This window comes from Brevibacillus sp. HB1.3, assembly GCF_013186635.1.
Taxonomy (GTDB): Bacteria; Bacillota; Bacilli; order Brevibacillales; family Brevibacillaceae; genus Brevibacillus; species Brevibacillus brevis_D.
This window is the reverse complement of sequence record NZ_JABMIT010000010.1, coordinates 100,623-122,183: the sequence shown is the minus strand read 5'-3', so window position 1 is coordinate 122,183 and position 21,561 is coordinate 100,623. Positions and strand designations below refer to the sequence as shown.

Sequence of the window (21,561 nt, the reverse complement as noted above, 5' to 3'; positions counted from 1 at the left end):
CTTAAGGTAATAGCTTTACCATATTTTCGTAGGTCTCCGGTCTGCGATCCCGATAAAATTGCCACGTATCTCGCACCTCATGAATTTTGTTTCGGTTCATTTCAGCGAGAATGACCTCATCCTGATCCCGGCTCCCCATGGCGACAAATTGTCCACGCGGATCGACCAAGTACGATTGCCCGTAAAACTCTCCCATGTTCCACGGCGCTTCTGTCCCTACCCGATTGATCGCTGCCACATAGTAACCATTGGCAACAGCATGAGCAGGCTGCTCGAGCTTCCACAAGTATTCGGATAAGCCCGCTACCGTCGCAGACGGATTAAATACAATCTCCGCTCCGTTCAAGCCAAGCAATCGTGCGCCCTCTGGAAAATGTCGGTCATAGCATATATACACCCCAACCTTGGCAAAAGCGGTTTCAAAAACGGGATACCCGAGGTTGCCGGGCTTAAAGTAATACTTCTCCCAGAATCCGCAGCCGCTGCTGCCCACTCCTACATGCGGAATATGCTGCTTGCGATATTTGCCCAAATACGTGCCATCCGCGTCAATCACAGCGGCGGTATTGTAATACGTTCCGATCCCTACGCGTTCATACACAGGTAAAATGAGTACGGTTCCTAATTCACGGGCAAGGGAAGAGAAATGTTGCACGGTCGGTCCATTTGGGACTTCTTCCGCTGACTCATACCACTTCGGTTGCTGTTCGGCACAAAAATAGGGGCCATAGAAGATTTCTTGCAGACAGATGATTTGTGCGCCTTTGGCTGCCGCCTCCCTCACCATCCTCTCATGCTTCTCTATGGCTTTTTCTTTGTGCATATGAACCGGTTCGTCTCCGTGGACATCGTTTTTTGCCTGAATCAAGCCGATGCGAATAATATCTGCCATAAGCGCCCTCCTCGCCTTTTTACGCTCTCCCTTATTACGGTCTTGCAAAGGTCGATCGTTTTACAAAGCGTCCAGTCCCGGCTTGACCGACGAATTGCTGATCGCGAATGACAAATGAGCCACGCGAAAGCACCGAGATGATATCGCCGTTCACCACCATCCCTTCAAATGGATTGTAGTCGACATTCATATGGTGCGTTTCAACAGAGATCGTGCGCGTAACCGTTGGATCAAACAATACAATATCCGCGTCCGAACCTACCGCAATCGTTCCTTTTTGCGGGAACATCCCGAACAATTTGGCTACTTTCGTAGAGGTCATATCGACGAACTGATTGAGACTGATCTTGTCCTTTGCTACGCCTTCCGAGAAGAGGAGGCGCATGCGGTCCTCAATGATTGGTCCACCATTCGGGATTTTTGTGAAATCCCCCAGCCCCAGTTCTTTTTGTCCGGAGAAATTAAAGGAGCAATGATCGGAACCAACCGTTTGCAAGATGCCGTTTTTCAACGCGTTCCACAAGACGTCCTGATTCCACTTTTCCCGGAGTGGAGGGGACCAGACGTACTTCGCCCCTTCAAAGCCCGGCTTCTGTAGATCCGTAATGTCGAGTACTAAATATTGCGGGCATGTCTCCCCGTACACATTCCATCCTTTTTCCCGAGCCTCTGCGATCCGGCGCACTGCCTCTGCACACGATACATGCACGACATACAGCTGGGCATCTGCCAGTGCCGTCAATGCGATTGCACGTCCCGTCGCTTCTCCTTCCGCTTCAGGAGGGCGGGTGTAGGCGTGGTACACGGGGTCTGTCTGCCCTTTGGCAATTGCCTGCTTGATCAAATAATCCAAAACGTCTCCATTCTCTGCATGGACCTGTACCAGGGCACCTAGTTCCTTAGCGCGAACCAATGTTTTAAATAAGGTCTCATCATCGGCCATCAACACATTTTTGTAGGCCATGAATACTTTGAGCGAAGTAATCCCTTCATTTCGTACGACTGCTCCTAATTCCTCGAGTACTTGATCGTTCGCATCTGAAACCATCAGGTGAAAGCCGTAGTCAATGACCGCTTTCCCTCTTGCTTTTTCGTGCCAGGTCGAAATGGATGAATGCAATGGCTCCCCTTTATTCGTCAGGCAAAAATCGATGATGCTCGTCGTCCCGCCAAAGGCTGCTGCCTTCGTGCCTGTATAAAAGTTATCGGAAGTAACCGTTCCGCCAAAAGGCATATCGAGATGGGTATGTGGGTCAATCCCTCCTGGGAAAACGTAGTACCCGGTAGCATCGATCATTTCAGCATCTTTCCCATCCAGATTGGAGCCAATTGCGACTACCTTTTCCCCTTCGATCAAAATGTCCGCCTGATACGTGTCTGACGCTGTCACGACTGTGCCATTTCGAATCCATTTTTTCATCCGATGATCATCTCCCCTTCAACCCGTCACTAAGTAGACATGCCTTCCCTTCTACACGCTATGCATCCCACGCCGAAAACATGATTGCTCTACAGCTCGCAGCTACCACCCGCAGCCAACGCCGCCTGCCGCTGATTCCAGCTGAGAGGAGGTTTGTCGCTCGGGATCTCGACCATCTCGATCGTTCCTTCCACTGGACAAACGATGGAGCACAAATTACAGCCTACACAATCTTCTTCTCGTACCACCAAGCGCTCTTTGCCTGATACTGCATCAGGAACAATGTCGATGCATTGATGCGAGGTATCCTCACAAGCGATATGACACTTGTTGCAATTGATACAGGTCTCTTCATGGATGCGTGCCACGACCTTGTAATTTAAATTCAGATGGCCCCAATCCGAGTACGTATGCACGGCTTTTCCGACAATGTCCATCACAGAGGCAATTCCGCGCTGATCCAGGTAATTAGTAAGCCCATCAATCATGTCTTCGACGATCCGGAATCCATGATGCATGGCAGCTGTACATACTTGAACACCTGTTGCACCCATCAGCAAAAATTCAACAGTATCGCGCCAATCAGAGATTCCTCCAATACCAGAGATCGGAATACCAACCTTGGGATCGCGTGCACATTCTGCGACCATATTCAGGGCGATTGGTTTGACTGCTGGTCCACAATAGCCGCCGTGCGCCCCTTTTCCATCCACGTGTGGGATCGGCAGCCATCTGTCGAGATCAACCCCCATCAAGCTGTTAATCGTGTTGATCATGCTGATGGCATCTGCCCCTCCCTGGCTCGCGGCTCGTGCAGTAAAGCGAATGTCCGTAATGTTTGGGGTGAGCTTGACGATGACAGGGGTTTGGGCGACTTCTTTTACCCATTCGACCTGTTGCCGGATTAAATCTGGATGCTGACCAACCGCAGAACCCATCCCGCGTTCTGCCATGCCGTGCGGACAGCCAAAATTCAATTCCAGACCGTCTACGCCGATTGCCTCTACCTTTTTGACAATCTCGTGCCATGCTTCCCGTTTATGTTCAACCATTAGCGACGCAATCAACGTATGCTTCGGAAAACGCCGCTTCGTTTCATCCATTTCCTTCAAATTGACCTCGAGCGGTTTGTCCGTAATCAGTTCAATGTTGTTGAAACCAAAGACGCGCTGTCCCCCAAAGTTTAGACCGGCAAAGCGAGAGGTGACGTTGATGATCGGTTCTCCGAGTGTCTTCCAGACCGCGCCACCCCAGCCCGCTTCAAAGGCACGCTGTACTTGGTAGCCTGAATTGGTCGGCGGCGCAGAGGCCAACCAAAATGGATTCGGGGATTGAATTCCCCCCAGATTAATGCTGAGATCTGCCATGATCGTTCTCCTCCTTTATACTGGCTGTTCTCGATCACTGAGCGATTGGTGGATAGCATGAGCCGCTCGTTTCCCGTGATTGGCTGCATCGACGACCATCGCATCTGTTTTGCCTCCACCAAAAATGACATCGCCCGCCGCGTAAACTTTGACATGGGAGGTTCGATAGGTGCCTTCCTCGACCTCGACAATTCCATTGCGATGTTGGAGCCCAAATGCTTCAAGTAAAGACAGATGTCTGTTTTGTCCGATCGCTTTGACGACATAATCGACCTCGATGACAAAATGACTGCCTGGAATTTCTACTGGACGCTTTCTTCCTTTCTCATCCGGCTCACCCAGCTCCATGCGCACCAGTTCCAATCCCTTCACTCGTCCGTTTTCCTCGAGTACACGCGTTGGGGCAACGAGCCAGCGAAATTCTACGCCATCTTGCTTGGCGAATTCGTACTCAAACTGATAACAGGACATCTCCTGAACGGTCCGCCGGTACAGAATCTGGACATTGTCTGCACCCAACCGTTTCGAACAGGTGGCAGCGTCAATTGCCGTATTCCCCGCACCGATGATCACGACTTTTTTGCCAAACATCTCGTCTGATAGTGGCTTGGTCTTGGTCTCCTCCACAAGTGCGATGGCATCGAGAACACCTTCCAGTTCTTCTCCCGGGATATTCAACTGAGGGACATTGCCCATACCGACTGCCAACAGGATGGAGTCATACTGGTCAAGTAGCTCATCTGGCGACACATCCTCGCCGATTCGTGTATGCGTTCGTATCTCTACCCCCAATGCCTCTACTTGCTCTACTTCCCATAGCGAAATTTCCTGTGGCAGACGGAATGACACGATACCGTACGTGTTCAATCCCCCCGCTTTATCCTTTGCTTCAAATACCGTAACCGCGTAGCCGAGGCGCGCAAGCTCACGCGCTGCTGATAATCCCGCAGGGCCCGCTCCGACGATGGCTACCCGTTTTCCATTTGCTTCGCCTCTTGAAAAAAGCGTGGCCTGATTTTGGATTGCCCAGTCTGTCGCGTGACGCTGGAGCAGGCCGATCATGATGGGCTTGGAGGCTGAATTGAGTACACAGGCACCTTCACACAGCTCCTCGGTTGGACATACGCGCGCGCAGCTCGCCCCGACGGGATTCGATTCCATGATCGTCCGGGCTGATCCAAACAAATTCCCGGTCGCAATTTTTTTGATGAAGGAAGGGATGTCGATCGACGTGGGACAAGCCTTAATACAGGGTGCGTCGTAGCAATACAAGCAGCGATTCGCTTCATGGATGGCTTCCATCGGTTTTAGGGCAGGCACGACTTCCGAGAAATTTTTCGCGAGCTCATTGGGAATGCTCATCGGTCCACAACCTCCTCACCAGATCTAAACTTGCTTGCTATTAATCAATGTGCGAATTCGCTTTTTTATGATTGTTCCATTTCGTATTTGCCTAGTGAGGAAGCGAAATCAATTCTGCTTGGATTGACATGAATGATTTCATGTTCGAATAGGATAACAACAAACTAAGGTAGAAAGGGCCATCCCGTATGAAGGATTACGACCTGGAGATCAGGATCATGAAACAAAAAATCGCGGAAGCATATGCGCTTCTCAGCCAATTGGAAGCCGAGCGCAAAAACTACCTGACGCAACTCGAAAAGCGCAAAGCGTTTCTCTCTTCGCGCGAAATACTCGACCTCCTGGAGTCAAAAGCCGGTCGTGCTGGCAGTATGGCTACCGTCAAACGCTGGGCAGATCAAGGCTTTTTAGGGGATTGTATAGACGAACGGGAGTCCTTCCCCCTGTTGGTCAGTAAACAAGGAAACAAACGATTTCTTTTTCCTCGAGAATCCGTACTCACTTATCTATATAAAAAAGGGTATCTTCGCCCGAGCTACGAGGTTTTGGATCGTGTCCAACTCACAAGAAAGAGGGATTGCTGCTGGGGAATCATCACATCCATCGAGCGAAGCGATCAGCACTTCACCTACCAAGTCCAATTGGAAAAAACGGGAGAAGTATTGTTGTCGGTACCAGAAGAAGAACTGCTCATCCCATAAGGAGGCACTATGGAACTGGCCGTACTCACGCTGGAAAATACAGTTTCCAATCAAGAGAGATCACGACAAATCCGCGACTTGCATAAAAAAAAGGGCCAGACCCTCGCCATACGCTTTAGCGAAGAACTGACCCATATTATTTTGGAAGCACCATGCTTGTATATCCCTGTCCAGGAATGGTTGGACGAAGCTGTTGTCCTCGAAGGAATCGTAAAAAAATCAACGGATTACTACGAGCTGCACCCACGGACCAAAGGGAAGACTGTCAACCTTCACCTTGATTCAGAATTGGTAGCTGAGCTAGAGCTCATTCGCTCTCTTGTCAGCAGCAAAACACAGCAGGAAGTCCTTCGTGAGTTGTTTGTTCGAGGCATGCGCTCGTATTTGGCCGAGAAGGAAGCAGCCATCTCGCCCATCAGTGCCAAAAAAGAGCACTAGTTCCTCCTCTTTACCAGGAGAACGTGATTTTGTTACCCGTGATTTGATAGCGCACTGTGTAAGTCTGTTTCTTCTCTTTCATGCCAACTTCAAACACAATTGCTTTTTTCGTCAGATCCGGCTTGACTGAAAGGACATCCAGCATATCAAACGGCTCGTTTGCCTTTTTCTCCATCCCTACAATTTCTATCTTTTCATGGGTCACGACATGATAAACTCCCACACCCATCATGGTCTGATACAAGATCCAGTTGTTGTCCAGCCATGTTACTTCATCGATAAAATAACCTGGATACAGTTGAGCTAGCGGTGTGTAATCTGGCTGGTAGAAACGTAGATTCGCATTATTGTACAAATTGTCTGAATCGATCACGGCAATTTTTTTCTTGTCTGGTGAAGGAATTCCAGCTTTTTTTGCCAATTCGATTGTTTCTTTTTCCGATTCGATTCTCAGTTTTTCGATCAGGAACAGGGAATCTTCTTTGGAAAAGATGATGTTCTTTACGTTTTTCAAATCTGCGAGCTTGTCTTTGCTCCCAAAATTACTGTAGATGGTTAGCGTTGCATCATCTGGCATACCATCGTAGGCGATGCCTCTGGATGGATACTCCCAGGCGTATGTACCGATTCCTCTAAGGTGATACGAAAAATCCGGCTTACCCCAAGCACCAAAGATAGAAAAATCAGCATATTCTGCGGGTGCCCCTAATTTTTCACCATAGTCTTGCAAGTTTTTAGCCATATCAACAAGCGCTTTTGTATCGGCGATCTGATCGCGACGATAAATAGAAATGGCTTTTACTTTATCCTGTGTGAACGTGAAGAACAAGTGATAACCCTGTTCGGCATAGCCAATCAATGCAAGCTTTTCATCTGAAAAATGTGGTTTACCCAAGATTCGGATGATCTCGTCTTTTCTTTTAGAGGTCGTAATCCCTTTTACAACTTCGCCTTTATAGGAAGGTTCAACGAGAACGGCAAACGCTTGCTTGTTTTCGTCCCACTTCATGCTGATTCCTTGTGGATAATACACATAATCATCAAATTCTTTCACGGATTTCCCCAGAAGCTTCGTGAGCGAATCTTGTTTCCACTGATGGGAAGTGAAGGTATTCACGAGCAGCCCTTTTGACAAATCTGCTGGTGCCTGCACGGATGTTCCAGTACCGCTTTGCGTTGCGGTTGGCATTGTCGTTGATGCGTTTGCTGCGAATGCTGTTGAAGCGAACAAACAACAGGACAACAGTAGCATTATCGCTTTCTTTTCCACTTCATTCCCTCCCAAACTATCAGCATGACTATACAACTATCGTCATAAAACAACGGTTATCCCTAAATTATACCAGAAATAGACAAAATCCGCTAAAAAGTTTTTTAACCCATTATCAATGTAACAGAATAAAGCGTCCTTTCCCCATTTCACTGAAGGGAAGGACGCTTTTCGATGCATGGTATTTATTTCGATTCGCCGTTGAGATAATTGAAGAACGGTTGATCCACCCAAAACTTGTATGTCTCTACCTTTACCTTGTCATTCAGCTTCCGGAAGCCTTCCACGACTTTTGGTGATTCTTCATTCAGGGAGAAAGACTGCACGACATAACGACCATCTTTTAACACGTTGTTCGTAATGACGGCATAATCTGCTAGCTCCGTACGAGAATGATAAAGCGGCTGCCACCAAGAAGCCTTGAGCAATCCGGTCATGTCCTCTTGATCCCGTTTGGCATATTTCAAAACAAGTGGCTGGAACTTCTTCTTCGCCTCTACGCTATCGAATTCCAGGCTGAGATCGTACTCCTTGGCATACGCAATGTAGTTGCCGTTTTCAATCTGAACCACCTGATAATCGGCTGTTTGAATAGGCTCTCCCCATTCTTTCAGATAAATGAAGGCAGATGTTTTTGGCTCAAATTGGACCTTGGCATCGACGCCTTCACTTTTTAACAGGCCGATTAATTGAATAGCGTGAGCAATATCACTATGCCCATACGTAATCGTGCGCTGTGGATCAAAATGAGGATCGAATGCAGCATCCTTCAGATTGTAGCCAGTAATCAGGTTTTGCTTCAAGCCTTTGTCTATGAGCTCTTGTAGTTCACCAGCTTTGATGATTTGCGATTCATTCCATGCTTGAGCGAGCTTGCCAAAAATCTCTTCATCGGCGATTGTTCCCAAATAGTTTTTCGCTGAGCCATGGAATTCTGCTACTTTTGCTAGCAATTGACTCGCAAGCTCTGCGGATGCTGCCCCTTCTACCGAAGCTGACTTCAAGGCACTGGCGGACACAAGCCCCATGTCAACGGCCACAGCCAGCTCTTGTGCCGCCTGCAAGGTAAGCGTGCCGCCTTTTTTATACGAAATCCCTGCTTTTTTCAAGGCACTCGCTACTTTTTCCTCGCTATATGTATACCCGAGCTCCTTTAACTCTGCCGCTTTTGCAGCAGCACTGACCGCTTCCCATACAAGCAGCTTGGAGGAATCTTTGGATACAGGCAAGAAAGTTTTGGCTGACAAGTCTTTTTCCGATATACTTGTGGTAGCAGATACGATCTTGAGCAACGCTTTCTCAAATTGCTCGCGAGTCACTGTCTTGTCAAAAGTCACACCGTATTGTTGCTGCAAAAAGCTGTTCCACTCTGCGTGTGCTTCAACGGTTGTTTTCGTTGCAGCACCGACTGCCGTTGGAAAAACGAGCGCCGCTGAGAGTACGGCTGCTGAAGTGGAGAGTTGTAGCCATTTCGCTGATCTGTTCATGAAGAATCCTCCTGACGTATGAAGACGAATCATATTAATATTATTCCTATGCGTTTACTAGGGATATAATCAACTACATTAACACTCCTGCATTCATCCTGTCAATAACTAGCACAACCCGAAATCCTCCCACAATCGGAGGGCTTCGGGTTATTTTTTACGTTCTTATTTTTCCAATTCCGACCACTTGTTCACTTTCACTGGTGGTGTGTAATCTCTCATTCGATCTAGCAAAACAGCGGGATCACTCTCGCACAGAATCAATTCGCCCTGCATAGCAGGAATAAATCCGGCTTCAGTCGCATGCGCTACCATTTGCATCAACGGGGTATAGTATCCATCCACGTTCAGCAGTCCAATTGGCTTTTGGTGAATGCCAATTTGCCCCCAGCTCACCACTTCAAAAATTTCTTCAAAGGTACCCAATCCGCCTGGCAAAGCAATGAAGCCATCAGACAAATCGATCATTTTCGCTTTGCGCTCGTGCATCGTCAGGACCTCATGCAATTCTGTCAGCCCTTTATGTACGATTTCTCCGCGGAACAGTCCTGTAGGCATGACGCCGATCGCTTTTCCATCGCCTTCCAGCACTGCATTTGCAACGCGCCCCATCAGTCCCATGCTGGAACCACCATAGACCAATTCAAGACCACGAGCGACCAGTTCTTTTCCCAACTCCTGGGCGTACCGCTCAAAAAGTGGATTCACACCAGGATTGGAACCTGCATAAACACAAATACGTTTCATGTCATCCTCCCAAAACTTGTTGAAGTAGAATGGCTTTTCCTAAATTTCTTTGCGTGTCATATAATTATACTAAAATCAGGAAGGGACAGATATATATGAATATAACTGAGTTCCAAAAATGGGTTGGGGATTTTTATCAAGAACGAGGTTGGACAGGGTACGGGCCATTTATTCGTGTAGGTTTCCTGATGGAAGAGACTGGCGAGCTGGCAAGAGCTGTACGCGCCATTGAAATCGGTCGAGATCGTCCTGATGAAGGGGAAAGGCCCGCAGCGGAAGCACGGCAGGAGCTGGTGGAAGAGCTAGGCGATGTACTTGGGAATTTAATCTTGCTGGCAAACCAATACGAGGTTCCTTTTGAGGAAATTTTGGACGCACATCGAGCGAAGCTGCAAAAGCGCTATCAGCAACATCGTTAAATAAATACAGCGGTAGACTAGAATTTTCGCATCTCCTAGTCTCCCGCTGCTTTCATCTATTCATTTTTTCGTCCAAGCTATTCTTATTCCAATGTATCAAAGGCTTCCTTCATCACCTGCGAAATAAAATCGATATCATCGCTCGTCGTAGTAAACGGTGGCGAGAGTGTCAGCACATTGTTGAAGCCAGGAATCGTGTCGCCATTGCGCCCGATGATTAACCCCCGCTTCTTGCACTCGGTAATCACCTGCGTCAATTTCGCTGGCGCCGCGGGCTCCTTCGTATTACGATCCTCTACCATCTCGATCCCCATCAGGAAGCCGAAGCTGCGAATGTCTCCAACGTATGGATGATCTGCGAGAAAAGCCAGCTTGGCACGCAATTCTGCACCGAGTTCCTCGGCTCTCTCCACCAGTTTTTCCTCTTCTAAAATTTCGAGATTTTTCAGGGCAAGTGCACATGCTGCCGGATTACCGCCGAATGTATTGACATGACGGAAATGCAGATTATTCCCCTGCTCATTGAATTTGTCTGCGATTTCTGCCCGTACAGCCGTTGCAGAAAGTGGCAAGTAGGCGCTCGTAATACCTTTGGCCATGGTCACGATATCTGGCTTGATTCCGAAATTTTGGTGCCCGAATTTTTGACCGGAGCGACCAAATCCGCAGATGACCTCATCCACGATCATCAACACACCGTACTTATCGCAGATTTCCCGAACTTTTGGCATGTATTCCGGCGATGGAACGAGGACGCCTCCCCCGGTAATGGTCGGCTCCATGATGACGGCAGCCACTGTCTTCTCGCCTTCCCAATTGATCACTTGATCGTAATATTGGGCGCACTCCAGATTGCATTTGCCATACGATTTTCCAGCCGGACAGCGATAACAGTAAGGCGGCGGCACATGAAGGAAGCCAGGCGCTAATGGCTCGTATTTTTCCTTACGTATGGATTGACCAGTTGCAGCGAGAGCGCCCATCGTATTCCCGTGGTAAGCACGATGGCGCGAAATGAATTTGTAGCGGCCAGGCTCCCCGTTCTGGTGATGATATTGACGGGCAATCTTGAATGCGACCTCGTTCGCTTCCGAGCCGCTGTTGGAAAAAAATACGCGATACTCCTCCCCAAGCCATTCGCTGATCTTCTCGGATAGACGAATAGCAGGGACGTGGCTTTGTGTGAGTGGAAAATAGGCCAATTGCTTCAACTGCTCGTAAGCAGCGTCTGCGAGCTCCTGTCGGCCATAGCCAACGTTGACGCACCACAAGCCAGACATCCCATCCAGGTACCGATTCCCATCGATATCGGTGATCCACGATCCGTTCGCTTCGGTTACGATCATCGGATTAGGGTTGTAGGGGGACATATGGTGCCACATATGCGAACGGTCTGCATCCAGCAAGCTTTCTTTATCAAAATCTTTCGTCACCTGTCCTTGCTCCATCGCACAATCCTCCTTCTTTTTCGCAAGCAGTTATTTTACAAAAACTTTTTGCGAGCCTATGCTGGTATCACCATCTTCGAACCATCTGGATGTAACCGTTTTTTTCTTCGTGAAAAAGAGAACGCCATCTTTTCCATTTGCATGCAAATCACCGTAAAAGGACTGTTTCCAGCCCGAGAAAGCAAAGAAGCCCATCGGAGCAGGCACCCCTACATTGACACCGACCATCCCCGCTTCCACTTGTTGAACGAATTCTCTTCCCCATTTTCCGTTGTTTGTGTAAATGGTCGCCCCATTGCCAAAACGCGAGCGACTGATCGTCTCCAAGCCCTCTTCAAAGTCCTTCACACGCATGACACTCAGGACAGGCGCGAAAATCTCGTCGCGAACAATTACCATTTCGGCATCTGCCTTGTCAAAAATCGTTGGCCCGAGGAAGTAGCCATCCGGCAGCTTTTGCGCGTCCTCGCGACCATCACGAACCAGAGCGGCACCAGACGCAACACCTTTTTCGATATAGTCATGTACTTTGGACAGATGCGAATCACGGATGACAGGACCGAGGTCGATGCCCTCCTCCAAACCATTCCCCATCGCGAGAGCATTCGCTTCCTCGATCAGATGCGCGATCAGCTCATCGGCAATCTCCTCGACAGCTACTACAGCGCTGGCTGCCATACACCGCTCTCCTGCACAGCCGAATGCGGAGCTCGTAATTGTTTTTGCCGCGCGCTTCAAATCCGTGTCTGGCATGACCAAATGGTGATTTTTCGCTCCAGCCAATGCTTGCACGCGCTTCCCGTTCGTCGCTGCTGTTTTGTACACGTATTCTGCAACCGGTTGCGAGCCGACAAATGAGATCGCTTTTACGTCTGGATGCTCCAACAGACCATTGACGACATCATGCGCTCCGTTTACCACATTGAATACACCGTCTGGCAGCCCTGCTTCCTTTAGCAATTCAGCAATTCGAATCGAAGACAGCGGCGTTCGCTCCGACGGCTTCAGAATAAACGTATTTCCTGCGGTAATCGCAATCGGGTACATCCACATCGGGACCATCACAGGGAAGTTAAATGGTGTAATCCCGCCGACTACCCCCAATGGAAAGCGGATCACCTGACTGTCGATGCTGTTTGCGATATTGGGCAATGTTTCTCCCATCATCAGTGTCGGCATCCCACAAGCGAACTCTACCATTTCCAGCCCTCGCAATAGCTCTGCCTGTGCCTCAGGGAGATTTTTGCCGTTCTCCATGGTAATCATCCGGGCGAGTTCATCCTCGTGCTTGACGAGAAGACTATGAAAACGAAACATAATGCGCGCACGATCCACAACAGGGGTAGCACTCCAGCTCACAAACGCTTCCTTTGCAGCAGCAACAGCCTTGTCCACATCTTCTCTCGTCGACAGTGGTACGCGTGACAACAACTCTCCTGTTGCCGGATTAGGTACATCTTCAAAACGTGTCGTCAGTGAATCTACCCACTGGCCCCCAATGTAGTTTTTCAACGGATTTCCAACGATAGCTGTGTTCATCCCTTCAACTCCTCACAATCTATTAATTGACAATTCCATTTTATCCAAAAATAACGCCTGTCAGCACTAGACAAAACGCAACGCATTCCGTAGGGTTAATCATACAGAGTGTAAATGAAGAGGTGATCCTGATGAGCAACGATTTGCGCCTGACCATTGCAGAAATCATCAAGCGTCCGTTGTTTCAGCATGCCCAAGTGGTAGCGGGGCATCGTGGCTTGTCCCGTCCTGTTCGCTGGGTTCACGTCTTGGAGACTGCCGATACGGGTCAGTTTTTAAATGGCGGCGAGCTGATCCTATCAACCGGACTCGGATTTGGCGAAGAAAAGGAAAAGCGACTTGCCTATTTAACAGAGCTGATTCGGCGAAAAGCAGTCGGGCTATGCATCGAGCTGGGACGTTACATCCCCTCCATCCCTGAAGATATGCTCGAGCTGGCGAACCACCACCAGTTTCCATTGCTCGTCTTTCATCAGCCTGTCCGCTTTGTGGACATCACGCAAGATTTGCACGAGCATTTGATCCATGCACAGATGCAAGCACTCCGCAATCTCGAAGCCTACTCTCGCAGTTTGCAACAGCTCAGTCTGCAGGCAGCGGGCATACTCAAGCTATTGCAGCATTTTCAGGTGGCGGTTCAGACGCAGGTCTTCTATTACGCCCCAGATGGCTCCACACAATTTGCCCCAGTGGTACCGCATGATGTTGCAGTGGAAATGAGCGATTTAATGCGGTCCCATTTTTCCGAACTGGATAGTAGTGAAGCTGGTGTCCGCTTCCTTTCTCTATCGACGACCAGACAGCTTGCCTATCAACCCGTGATGGCAATGGGGTACGTGCTCGCTTATGTCGGCATTGTTTTGTATGAACGCAGTCCGGATGAGTATTTGCTCTTGACCTTAGACAATACGGTCAGCGCGATGGCCCAAATATTAATGCGGAAAATGTTTGTGGAGGAACAGGCACTTGCTACGGAAAACCGTCTGTTTGATGATTTGATTGCCAATCGCTCCATACCAGAGGAGCAAATGCGTTCCTTGCTCGGTATCACAGGCAGCAGTAAAGCAACTGGCTATCACATGATTATTTTATCGTTTGAGAAGCCGAAGAACTTGGCCGAGGATTCCCTTCCACCGCACGATCTGACGGCTATCTTCCGTTCACTATTGACTCGTCATCATTTTCGTCCTTTCATACGCTGCATGGGACATCGCTTTTATTTTTTGCTGATCGAACAACGACCGCTTGCAGATTCTCGTCGCACCCTTGAAAAAGCCTTTCGCGAGGTCAAAAGGATCATGTCGCAAATGCTGGGAGTCGATATTCCCATACGGATGGGCGTTAGTCGAGCCGGAAAACGGTTGTCAGACGCTGGGCGGCACCTCGCGGAGGCGGAACAGGCTCTAGCTTTTTGTCAGGAATCATCCAGTCCGTTTTTCGCTGATCTCGGATTGTTCCGACTCCTGTTCCACGTACCTAGTGAGCCTGTGCTAAAGTCCTTCATCAGCGATTACCTCGGCCCGCTGTTAGCCCACGACCAAGCACATGGCTCCTCGCTCGTTCATACGCTACGTGTCTATTTGGATAGTAACCTCTCCAAGCAGGAGGCGGCGGAAAAACTGTTCATTCATCGTCAAACGCTCTATCATCGCTTGGAAAAAATCGCAGAAATTCTCGGTGAGAATTACACGGCAACCCAAAACAGAATTTGCCTGGAAATCGCCATGCGTGCACGGGAGTGGTTAAGCAAAGAAGAGGAGCATTAAAATAGACACAACCTTTCATCTGTTCGGAGACGAAGGTTGTGTCTTTGATTTATTTTTCTGGCTTATTCATATACATGCGATAATTCGCTTCTTTGCCTTCCGTTAGCATGACCCGGATTTTATACAGACCAGTTTGTTCGATATTCACCGTTAGTTGCTCAGGACTGTTGGACGTTGTGGCAGAAGCAAGCTCTTTTGAACGACTGTTATACACGTACAAATCAACGTCTGCATCCTCTTTCCAGTCTACAGACAATTCCAAATCCCCAGGCTCATTGACGCGAATGGAATAATCCATGTATTTCTGCTTTTTCGTCAGCTTACCTGTTCGGAAAGGCTCCTGTTCAGCCGGTGGCTTTTCCTTTTCCTCGTCATCGGCCTTTTGCCATTTTCCCGTTGTCGCAAGCGCATACGGCTGAGGTCCTTTCGGGATGTTATAACCTTCGACTGTCACGGTGTAGGTTCCCTGTTCCGGCTCGGTAATCCATACTTGCTCGACGTTGTTGAGATTGTCCACTTCGTCGTTGTACGGTGCCTCAAAAAAGTCGTTGCCGTTCAGCTTTTCTCCACTCGGTGTCGTTACTTTCAGATTCAAATCATTGACGAGTGCACGCTTTGCGACAATGGCAGCAGGATAATCCGTCCACGCAAGCGTAATTGCCAACGGCTTGGAATCATCTGAGACCTTGACCTTATACGTAACTTTTTCACGCGTGCGAATGCCGTCCTTCTCGTCCTTGTAGTTCGTTTTAATCGCATTTGCCAAATTGGCTCGTCCGAAGCCTTGCTCTCGCATGTCTTCATCCAAGTTGTCTGCACTCGTCAACAGCATGGCTTTAACTAATGCACCACTCGGATTTTTTTCCCCTTCTTCCTGCAAAAATTCCCGGATTTGTGCCACACCGCCCGCTAAAATTGGCGTAGCCATGCTCGTGCCGTTCATATACGCGTACTGTTCGTTAAAACGCTTGTAGAAATTTTTGCTCGGTGCCAGTGAAGAACGCGTGGACAAGATCGCTGTACCAGGCGCGACAATATCCGGCTTCAAACGCCCGTCGCCTGTTAACCCACGACTACTCGATACCCACACGTCGTCCGCTTTATCGGAGTTCTTCCCCAAGTTGGGACGAACATTTTCCGTAGCGCCAACGGCAATGACGTTTTTAGCCGTGGCTGGGCTCCCAATCGTTTTATAGCCCTTATCGCCTTCGTTCCCAGCCGCAACAAGCACCGTCATATCTGGATGCTCCCATAAAAAGCGATCAAACAGTAGCGATGACAGGCTGTACTCTCCCTTATCATTCGCCCCCCATGAATTGGAGTGAATGCGGGCTCCCTCTTCATATGCCTCCTGCAAAATGGTCTCGACATCCGTGACGAGCTTTCCTTTCGCATTCTCTATGGAATGAAATACGAGCTTGGCACCCGGTGCCGTTCCTCTATACTGTCCATTTGATGCTGCTCCTGTGCCTACAATGGAGCCGGCTACATGCGTACCATGACCGTGGACATCACTCGCATCATTCGGTCGGCCAAGTGAAATGAGCTTTTCAATCTGGCCCTTAAAATCTGGATGCATCGCTTGGAGCTTCCCTGTATCAAGTCCGGTATCGGCGACTCCGACAATTTGTCCCTTGCCTGTGTACCCTGTCAAGGCCAGCTTGTCCGAATGAATGATGGTAGCTGCCACATCATTGTGCAGCTTGTTTTCTGGCACGGGGACAACCGCAATGACATCATCTGATTCGATCACTTGTTCAATCGTTTCCTGATCCATCTTAGCGATTGAAATATGTGGAGCATCCTCAGGTGTTTGAATATCTCGTATATCTTGATCCTCCGTCATTTTCGTCATCGTTCGATACATGTCCACCCGTTGGTTGAAACCGATGACAGCAACCTCGACCCGCTCTCTGTTGCCTCCTTCAAAGCGAAGCTCGGACGATACCTTTGACTTCGGTGTATAAGCCATAACCTCTTCGACAAAGGACAGCTCCTCGACTTCCTTTCTTACCTGTTCATTTTCCATTTTTGCGATGAATGCATAATCCGGTATGTAATCACCAAGCGTGACGCCGAGATTTTCCAGTTCTTCTTTCCACTCCTCACGAACAGGACCAGATAACTGAATAACGACGAGCTCAGACTCTCTCTTTTTCGACGAAAGCTTGTCCAATGCAAGACCCTTATCCGCTTCGATCTGAATATTGCCCCGACGCTCTCCCTCTTGCTTGGCATCCGCCGGAATGCCCTCCAGTGAAAGTGTCAGAACAAGTGTCGTGCATAAAGCTGCCTGCCATTTTTTTCGCAAATCAAACACCCTTCCCCCATGGCATAAGAAAACCATTTCTATCCATTATAAGAGAAAGGGTGAATTGTCAAAAGAGTAAGAAGGCATAGACATGGGACAAAAACTAATTTTTTGCCCCATTTTCTTCTACTGTCCACTGTAATAGCGGTTGAAAATCGGCCCATGCCAACTGCATCAGCATTTCCTGATTCCATTCCTGCTTCGGAATATCCATCAGTCGCACAGCCTGGTTTTGGATCGCCTCTTGCAACAGGTTATGGCTAAAACGACCGTTGCCATTCAATCGATGATCACTGACTGCTTTTTCCAAAGACTGTGAGATCTTTTCCAGCACGTTCTTCTCAATCGCATACCCCACCTCATATGCAGCCTGTTCAAGAATGTGCACGAGTTCCTTCACGGTGTAGTCGGGGAACGCAATGTATTTTTTAAAACGCGACAAAAGTCCAGGGTTGCTCATCATTAAAGTATTCATTTCGAGAGGGTAGCCTGCAAGTACCACGACCAGATTCTCTTCGTGTTTGGTCATCTCCTCTACGAGCGTATCAACCGCTTCCTGCCCAAAATCTCGCTCTCCTCCGCCCAGCAGCGAATACGCTTCATCGATAAACAAGACGCCACCCAACGCTTCGCGAACTTTTCGTCGTGTAAGCGCTGCGGTCTGTCCGACATACCCCGCTACCAAGTCGGCTCTACTCGCCGTAACAAGATGACCCCGTTTCAAATAACCGATTTCTTGCAAAATCTGCGCGTACAGCTGTGCCACTGTCGTCTTCCCTGTTCCTGGATTTCCAGTAAAGACGGCATGCAGTTCAATCGGACTTTTCGGCAAGCCTCTAGCTTCGCGTTCTTGCTGGACGGACACATACGCAGCGATTTTTTTGAGCTCCGTCTTCACTTGTGCAAGACCAATCAACGCTTGCAGTCGAGCTTCCGCATTTCTTTCTTTTTGCGGCGGATCGAAGCCACGTACATCCTCGGGTTTCAGAATCGTAAAGTCATCCCATTTCAGTTCCTTACCGTCTGTCTCGCGTCCCTTGGCAAAGATTGCATCGAGCACGATATTGGTGACTGCCCGTGCATTGCCAAACGTCTCGTCTACTTGCGCTTTTTCAATGCGCTGGCGCAGCGTAATTTTTGCCGCTTCTGTCAGAGTAAAATCGTTCCGTGCGGCTACTTCTTCTGCGATTTGCACCAGTTCGTCCGCCTGATAGTTCGGCAGCAAAAAGTGACCCGTCTCTGGAAAACGGCTATTCAGCCCAGGGTTGGCGTACAAAAAATGACGCATTTCTTCCGGATAGCCCGCCAGCATCACGACGAAGCGTCCTGCATACTCGCCACTTGTCATAGCGGATACAAGCGTGTCAATCGCCACCTGTCCGTAATCACTGCCAGAGCTATCTGGGCGCTTCAAGCTATATGCCTCATCGATAAACAGGACGCCGCCGTCTGCCTGCTTGATCGCATCCATGACGCGCTGCTCTGTCTGTCCCACGTAAGCCCCGACCAACTGAGAACGATCCACCTCGATAAGCTGTCCTTTTGCCAACAACCCGAGCTCTTGATACAGCTTGGCGATCAAGCGAGCCAAAGTCGTCTTCCCCGTTCCTGGGTTGCCCATCAGTACGAGATGTAGGGGGAGCTGGTCTTTCATATGCCAGCCCTTTTCTTCGCGCAGCTGGCGATATTGCAGAAATTGCGCCAACTGCCGAACCCGATGTTTGATCTCGTCCAAGCCGATCAACTGCTCCAATTGCTCTAACGCACTCAAATCTTGCTGAGGCGTTTTTTCGCGATCTTCCAACCTTTCGTTCCTTTGCGGCAGAAGCTTTTCTTTCTGGTCTTGCTGATTCGTTAAAGCACGAATCGTCTCTTGCAATTGGACAAGCATTTCACTGGAGTAAAAAACCCCGGATAAAGACGCTCCATAAGCTTGAATGCGTTCTTGCAATTGTACTAATAAATTTTGTCGTTCCGTGTATAACAGCACGAGGCCAGCAGCCGTCGCTTCCGCCTCCGAATCGTTCCACTGTTGCGCTGCCAGTAGCGTCTCCTCCGCAAGAGAGCGCCACTTCGTGATTTCCGCCAGCTCATTGGTTGCCTGCTCCTCCAGCACCTCAACTGTTCTCCTGCGCATGACGACGTTATCCGTTTCACGCACAGATTTGAATTCAGTGAGAAAGGCATGCGATCGTAACAAAGAAAAATACAACTCGAGCTTAATCTCTCTCGCGTAGCGATAATCAGGGGCTAGTTGAAGCGCACGATCGACCCATTCAGCTGCAAGTGTATGGCCTCCTGTTTTGTGCATTCGCAAAGCAGACATCCGTGTCAACACCATCGCCTCAGCCAAATCAAGCTCTTCGTCTGGATGTTCCAGGCGTTGCTGTTCGAGCATTTGCAGGAATGTAAGGCATTCGCCTTCGGTTAGTGACTGGATGCTAGACGGATTTTCGCTAATACCTGCAATCAGTACCCTCGGGTCCCGTTCTTCTTGATGCTGCATCTTTTGATTGCTCCTCCCGCTCCATTGTTTCATCCCTGTTGTAGCATATTTAGCCGAACATGAAAAGTCTGTCCGAACATTAGAGCTTTGCTTGCATGTTCACTGTGGTTCTTTTCACCTTTTGCCCTGCGAATAAGGTCGCCAAAGCAATGAGGATACCAGCTATTCCAAAATCAAGCCAGACTCCTCCCCATTCTAACAGCATCGCACCTACAACCGGACCAGCAGCCATCCCTGAATAGCGGATGAAATTGTACACACCAATGGACGTTGCACGCTCTGCTTCAAATTCTTCGGATAGCAAAATCGTATGTGCAGGCATACCTACACCTAAGGTTAAGGCAAACAGCGTACTTGTTATCACAAGCAGGAGAAAAGAAACATCCGCCGCAGTCATAAAAAGAAACATCGCCAAAGCATTTGAACCGGTCGTCACCAGTAATGTTTTACGCGCTCCCCATCGATTTTGCAAGACAGCAGACAGCTTGCTACTGATAATAAAGACGACTGACACGAGCAAGAAAACCAATCCGATTATTTCAACGGAGACTGCGTAATGGTTCGTCAATTGGACAGGGAGAAAAAGCAGGAAGCAATAATAGGCGTACATTTGGCTAAAACCGATCAAAATGACAGAGGCACCGACTGGGTGGAGCAAAATATTTCGGAAAGATCCTAATGTAAAGCCGCCTGATGATGTAGCTTGGGCCTTTTTCGTTTCGGGTAACCATATCGCATTGATGCCGACGAGAAAAACTGCACAGATTGCCAAAAACAAAAAGACCGCAGAATGTCCGCCGATACCGCCAATCCAGCCTCCTAACAGTGGACCAAGTGCCGGACTGAGCGCAAGCAGCATCTGATAAGTACCCATCGCAGATGCACGTTGGACCCCTGTAAATATGTCTCCAATAATCGTTGCGGCTACGATCGGAATGGCAGCAAACCCCGCCCCTTGTAAAGCACGGAAAAATAGTAGCCCATAAATAGAATCGACCAGATAGCATCCGATTGAAGCGGTCGTAAATAGGAGCAGGGCAGGAATCATGACACGTTTTCGGCCGAACCGATCGATAAATGGTCCGTAGATGATTTGCATAATCGCAAGCATGACGGTAAAGATTGAAACGGTCCAGTTAATCATGGTTGCACTCGTCTGAAACTCTTTTTGCATGACTGGTAAAATAGGCATGAACAAATTTTGCGCGAACATACCTAGCATAAGTGTTATCCCAAGCAGGTACAGTACTTTTTTTGGATTCATAGTTACTCTCCTCTTCTATATTTAAAATTGTGTCCTTGGAAACAATTTTCGTAAAAAAAATAATGAACAACCGTTTTATGTTTCCCCTAATCTTCTGTTGCTTCTCTTATGACCTCATCCAAAAATGCCAATTCATCGGGAGTATACCTATCCAAGAATCGGTACACGTCATTCTCCAGGCGTTGATGGTAGTGTTCGTGAATCTCGTTTACCATCTCTCCTACTGATGTCAGCCTGAAAAAAACTTCCTTCTGATTGTCTTCAAGCTGATAGCGCTCGAGCAATCCTTTCTTCAAAAGCTTGACTGTTATTTTGGAAATCGCACTCTTTGTTACCCCAATATGTTGTGCAATTGTCGTAACATTGACTCGATCTTTCCGCCCTACCTCTTGAAGGACGTGGAGCTCTGTTACGGATAACCTTCCAACTCTATCATAATCAGGTACGCTGTTTTTGATCTGGCGCAGTAGCATTTCTTCACGTAGCTTGCTGCGCTCCTCCTGCTTATGTAGGAAGGTGATCCATCGATTCCAAAGCTTCTTTTTAGGGTCCAATGCAGCATCAGCTCCTTATCTATCGATCTTTGTTTCCACGGAAACAAAATAACCTTATCATGAGACCTCC

The 21,561-nt window shown here is 48.6% G+C and carries 17 protein-coding genes; 4 read left to right on the top strand and 13 right to left on the bottom strand.

Annotated elements, in window-relative coordinates; all coding sequences use genetic code 11:
* Nucleotide 1: 1 nt before the first annotated feature.
* From HPY31_RS21665 to HPY31_RS21650, 4 genes are all read right to left on the bottom strand, one after another.
* Complete coding sequence (locus HPY31_RS21665; RefSeq protein ID WP_172142411.1) at nt 2–892, bottom strand: nitrilase-related carbon-nitrogen hydrolase; 891 nt, start codon at nt 890–892, stop codon at nt 2–4.
* Nucleotides 893–926: 34 nt separating this feature from the next.
* The gene (gene hydA, locus HPY31_RS21660) at nt 927–2,312 is read right to left on the bottom strand and encodes a dihydropyrimidinase (protein WP_172142410.1); all 1,386 of its coding nucleotides are present in this window, start codon (nt 2,310–2,312) and stop codon (nt 927–929) included.
* An 89-nt stretch (nt 2,313–2,401) separates the two neighbouring features.
* Nucleotides 2,402–3,679 carry an NAD-dependent dihydropyrimidine dehydrogenase subunit PreA gene (preA, locus tag HPY31_RS21655; RefSeq protein WP_172142409.1) on the bottom strand — a complete coding sequence of 426 codons (1,278 nt, stop codon included), beginning with the start codon at nt 3,677–3,679 and terminating at the stop codon, nt 2,402–2,404.
* 15 nt (nt 3,680–3,694) lie between these two features.
* Nucleotides 3,695–5,041 carry an NAD(P)-dependent oxidoreductase gene (locus HPY31_RS21650; RefSeq protein WP_172142408.1) on the bottom strand — a complete coding sequence of 449 codons (1,347 nt, stop codon included), beginning with the start codon at nt 5,039–5,041 and terminating at the stop codon, nt 3,695–3,697.
* A 218-nt stretch (nt 5,042–5,259) separates the two neighbouring features.
* Between HPY31_RS21650 and HPY31_RS21645 the strand changes: the two genes are divergently transcribed.
* The gene (locus HPY31_RS21645; RefSeq protein WP_253901895.1) at nt 5,260–5,742 is read left to right on the top strand and encodes a hypothetical protein; all 483 of its coding nucleotides are present in this window, start codon (nt 5,260–5,262) and stop codon (nt 5,740–5,742) included.
* 9 nt (nt 5,743–5,751) lie between these two features.
* Nucleotides 5,752–6,180: a hypothetical protein gene (locus HPY31_RS21640; RefSeq protein ID WP_172142406.1), complete on the top strand. Its 429-nt coding sequence runs from the start codon at nt 5,752–5,754 to the stop codon at nt 6,178–6,180.
* A gap of 10 nt (nt 6,181–6,190) precedes the next feature.
* Here the strand turns inward: HPY31_RS21640 and HPY31_RS21635 are convergent, their stop codons facing one another.
* The 3 genes from HPY31_RS21635 to HPY31_RS21625 form a co-directional block, all read right to left on the bottom strand.
* Nucleotides 6,191–7,450 (bottom strand): hypothetical protein, encoded by a 1,260-nt coding sequence (locus HPY31_RS21635; protein WP_172142405.1) that lies wholly within the window; start codon nt 7,448–7,450, stop codon nt 6,191–6,193.
* Between the two features lie 185 nt (nt 7,451–7,635).
* Entirely contained in the window at nt 7,636–8,937 is a 1,302-nt protein-coding gene (locus HPY31_RS21630) for a hypothetical protein (protein ID WP_172142404.1), read from the bottom strand.
* A gap of 165 nt (nt 8,938–9,102) precedes the next feature.
* A complete protein-coding gene (locus HPY31_RS21625; RefSeq protein ID WP_172142403.1) occupies nt 9,103–9,684 on the bottom strand; it encodes an LOG family protein in 582 nt (193 codons plus the stop codon).
* Between the two features lie 95 nt (nt 9,685–9,779).
* Here HPY31_RS21625 and HPY31_RS21620 point away from each other — a divergent pair, with 95 nt between their 5' ends.
* Complete coding sequence (locus tag HPY31_RS21620; protein ID WP_172142402.1) at nt 9,780–10,103, top strand: MazG nucleotide pyrophosphohydrolase domain-containing protein; 324 nt, start codon at nt 9,780–9,782, stop codon at nt 10,101–10,103.
* Nucleotides 10,104–10,186: 83 nt separating this feature from the next.
* On the opposite strand, the gene HPY31_RS21615 is transcribed toward HPY31_RS21620, so the two are convergent.
* Both HPY31_RS21615 and HPY31_RS21610 read right to left on the bottom strand, forming a co-directional pair.
* Complete coding sequence (locus HPY31_RS21615) at nt 10,187–11,551, bottom strand: aspartate aminotransferase family protein (RefSeq protein WP_172142401.1); 1,365 nt, start codon at nt 11,549–11,551, stop codon at nt 10,187–10,189.
* Nucleotides 11,552–11,581: 30 nt separating this feature from the next.
* Nucleotides 11,582–13,090 carry a CoA-acylating methylmalonate-semialdehyde dehydrogenase gene (locus HPY31_RS21610; protein WP_172142400.1) on the bottom strand — a complete coding sequence of 503 codons (1,509 nt, stop codon included), beginning with the start codon at nt 13,088–13,090 and terminating at the stop codon, nt 11,582–11,584.
* A 131-nt stretch (nt 13,091–13,221) separates the two neighbouring features.
* On the opposite strand from HPY31_RS21610, the gene HPY31_RS21605 reads away from it, so the two are divergent.
* Nucleotides 13,222–14,856: a PucR family transcriptional regulator gene (locus HPY31_RS21605; protein WP_172142399.1), complete on the top strand. Its 1,635-nt coding sequence runs from the start codon at nt 13,222–13,224 to the stop codon at nt 14,854–14,856.
* 49 nt (nt 14,857–14,905) lie between these two features.
* Here the strand turns inward: HPY31_RS21605 and HPY31_RS21600 are convergent, their stop codons facing one another.
* The 4 genes from HPY31_RS21600 to HPY31_RS21585 form a co-directional block, all read right to left on the bottom strand.
* Entirely contained in the window at nt 14,906–17,176 is a 2,271-nt protein-coding gene (locus HPY31_RS21600; protein WP_172142398.1) for a S8 family serine peptidase, read from the bottom strand.
* 94 nt (nt 17,177–17,270) lie between these two features.
* On the bottom strand, nt 17,271–19,673 hold the full coding sequence (locus tag HPY31_RS21595) for an AAA family ATPase (protein WP_172142397.1): 2,403 nt from the start codon (nt 19,671–19,673) through the stop codon (nt 17,271–17,273).
* Nucleotides 19,674–19,752: 79 nt separating this feature from the next.
* A complete protein-coding gene (locus HPY31_RS21590; RefSeq protein ID WP_172142396.1) occupies nt 19,753–20,937 on the bottom strand; it encodes an MFS transporter in 1,185 nt (394 codons plus the stop codon).
* 86 nt (nt 20,938–21,023) lie between these two features.
* Nucleotides 21,024–21,491 carry a MarR family transcriptional regulator gene (locus tag HPY31_RS21585; protein ID WP_172142395.1) on the bottom strand — a complete coding sequence of 156 codons (468 nt, stop codon included), beginning with the start codon at nt 21,489–21,491 and terminating at the stop codon, nt 21,024–21,026.
* Nucleotides 21,492–21,561: the final 70 nt, after the last annotated feature.

Bases quoted from the DNA above. Each gene is read 5' to 3' on its own strand.
- preA (WP_172142409.1), bottom strand. From the start codon at position 3,679: ATGGCAGATCTCAGCATTAATCTGGGGGGAATTCAATCCCCGAATCCA.
- HPY31_RS21645 (WP_253901895.1), top strand. From the start codon at position 5,260: ATGAAACAAAAAATCGCGGAAGCATATGCGCTTCTCAGCCAATTGGAA.
- HPY31_RS21665 (WP_172142411.1), bottom strand. From the start codon at position 892: ATGGCAGATATTATTCGCATCGGCTTGATTCAGGCAAAAAACGATGTC.
- HPY31_RS21615 (WP_172142401.1), bottom strand. From the start codon at position 11,551: ATGGAGCAAGGACAGGTGACGAAAGATTTTGATAAAGAAAGCTTGCTG.
- HPY31_RS21595 (WP_172142397.1), bottom strand. From the start codon at position 19,673: ATGCAGCATCAAGAAGAACGGGACCCGAGGGTACTGATTGCAGGTATT.
- HPY31_RS21605 (WP_172142399.1), top strand. From the start codon at position 13,222: ATGAGCAACGATTTGCGCCTGACCATTGCAGAAATCATCAAGCGTCCG.
- HPY31_RS21630 (WP_172142404.1), bottom strand. From the start codon at position 8,937: ATGAACAGATCAGCGAAATGGCTACAACTCTCCACTTCAGCAGCCGTA.
- HPY31_RS21610 (WP_172142400.1), bottom strand. From the start codon at position 13,090: ATGAACACAGCTATCGTTGGAAATCCGTTGAAAAACTACATTGGGGGC.
- HPY31_RS21590 (WP_172142396.1), bottom strand. From the start codon at position 20,937: ATGAATCCAAAAAAAGTACTGTACCTGCTTGGGATAACACTTATGCTA.
- hydA (WP_172142410.1), bottom strand. From the start codon at position 2,312: ATGAAAAAATGGATTCGAAATGGCACAGTCGTGACAGCGTCAGACACG.
- HPY31_RS21640 (WP_172142406.1), top strand. From the start codon at position 5,752: ATGGAACTGGCCGTACTCACGCTGGAAAATACAGTTTCCAATCAAGAG.
- HPY31_RS21650 (WP_172142408.1), bottom strand. From the start codon at position 5,041: ATGAGCATTCCCAATGAGCTCGCGAAAAATTTCTCGGAAGTCGTGCCT.
- HPY31_RS21625 (WP_172142403.1), bottom strand. From the start codon at position 9,684: ATGAAACGTATTTGTGTTTATGCAGGTTCCAATCCTGGTGTGAATCCA.
- HPY31_RS21620 (WP_172142402.1), top strand. From the start codon at position 9,780: ATGAATATAACTGAGTTCCAAAAATGGGTTGGGGATTTTTATCAAGAA.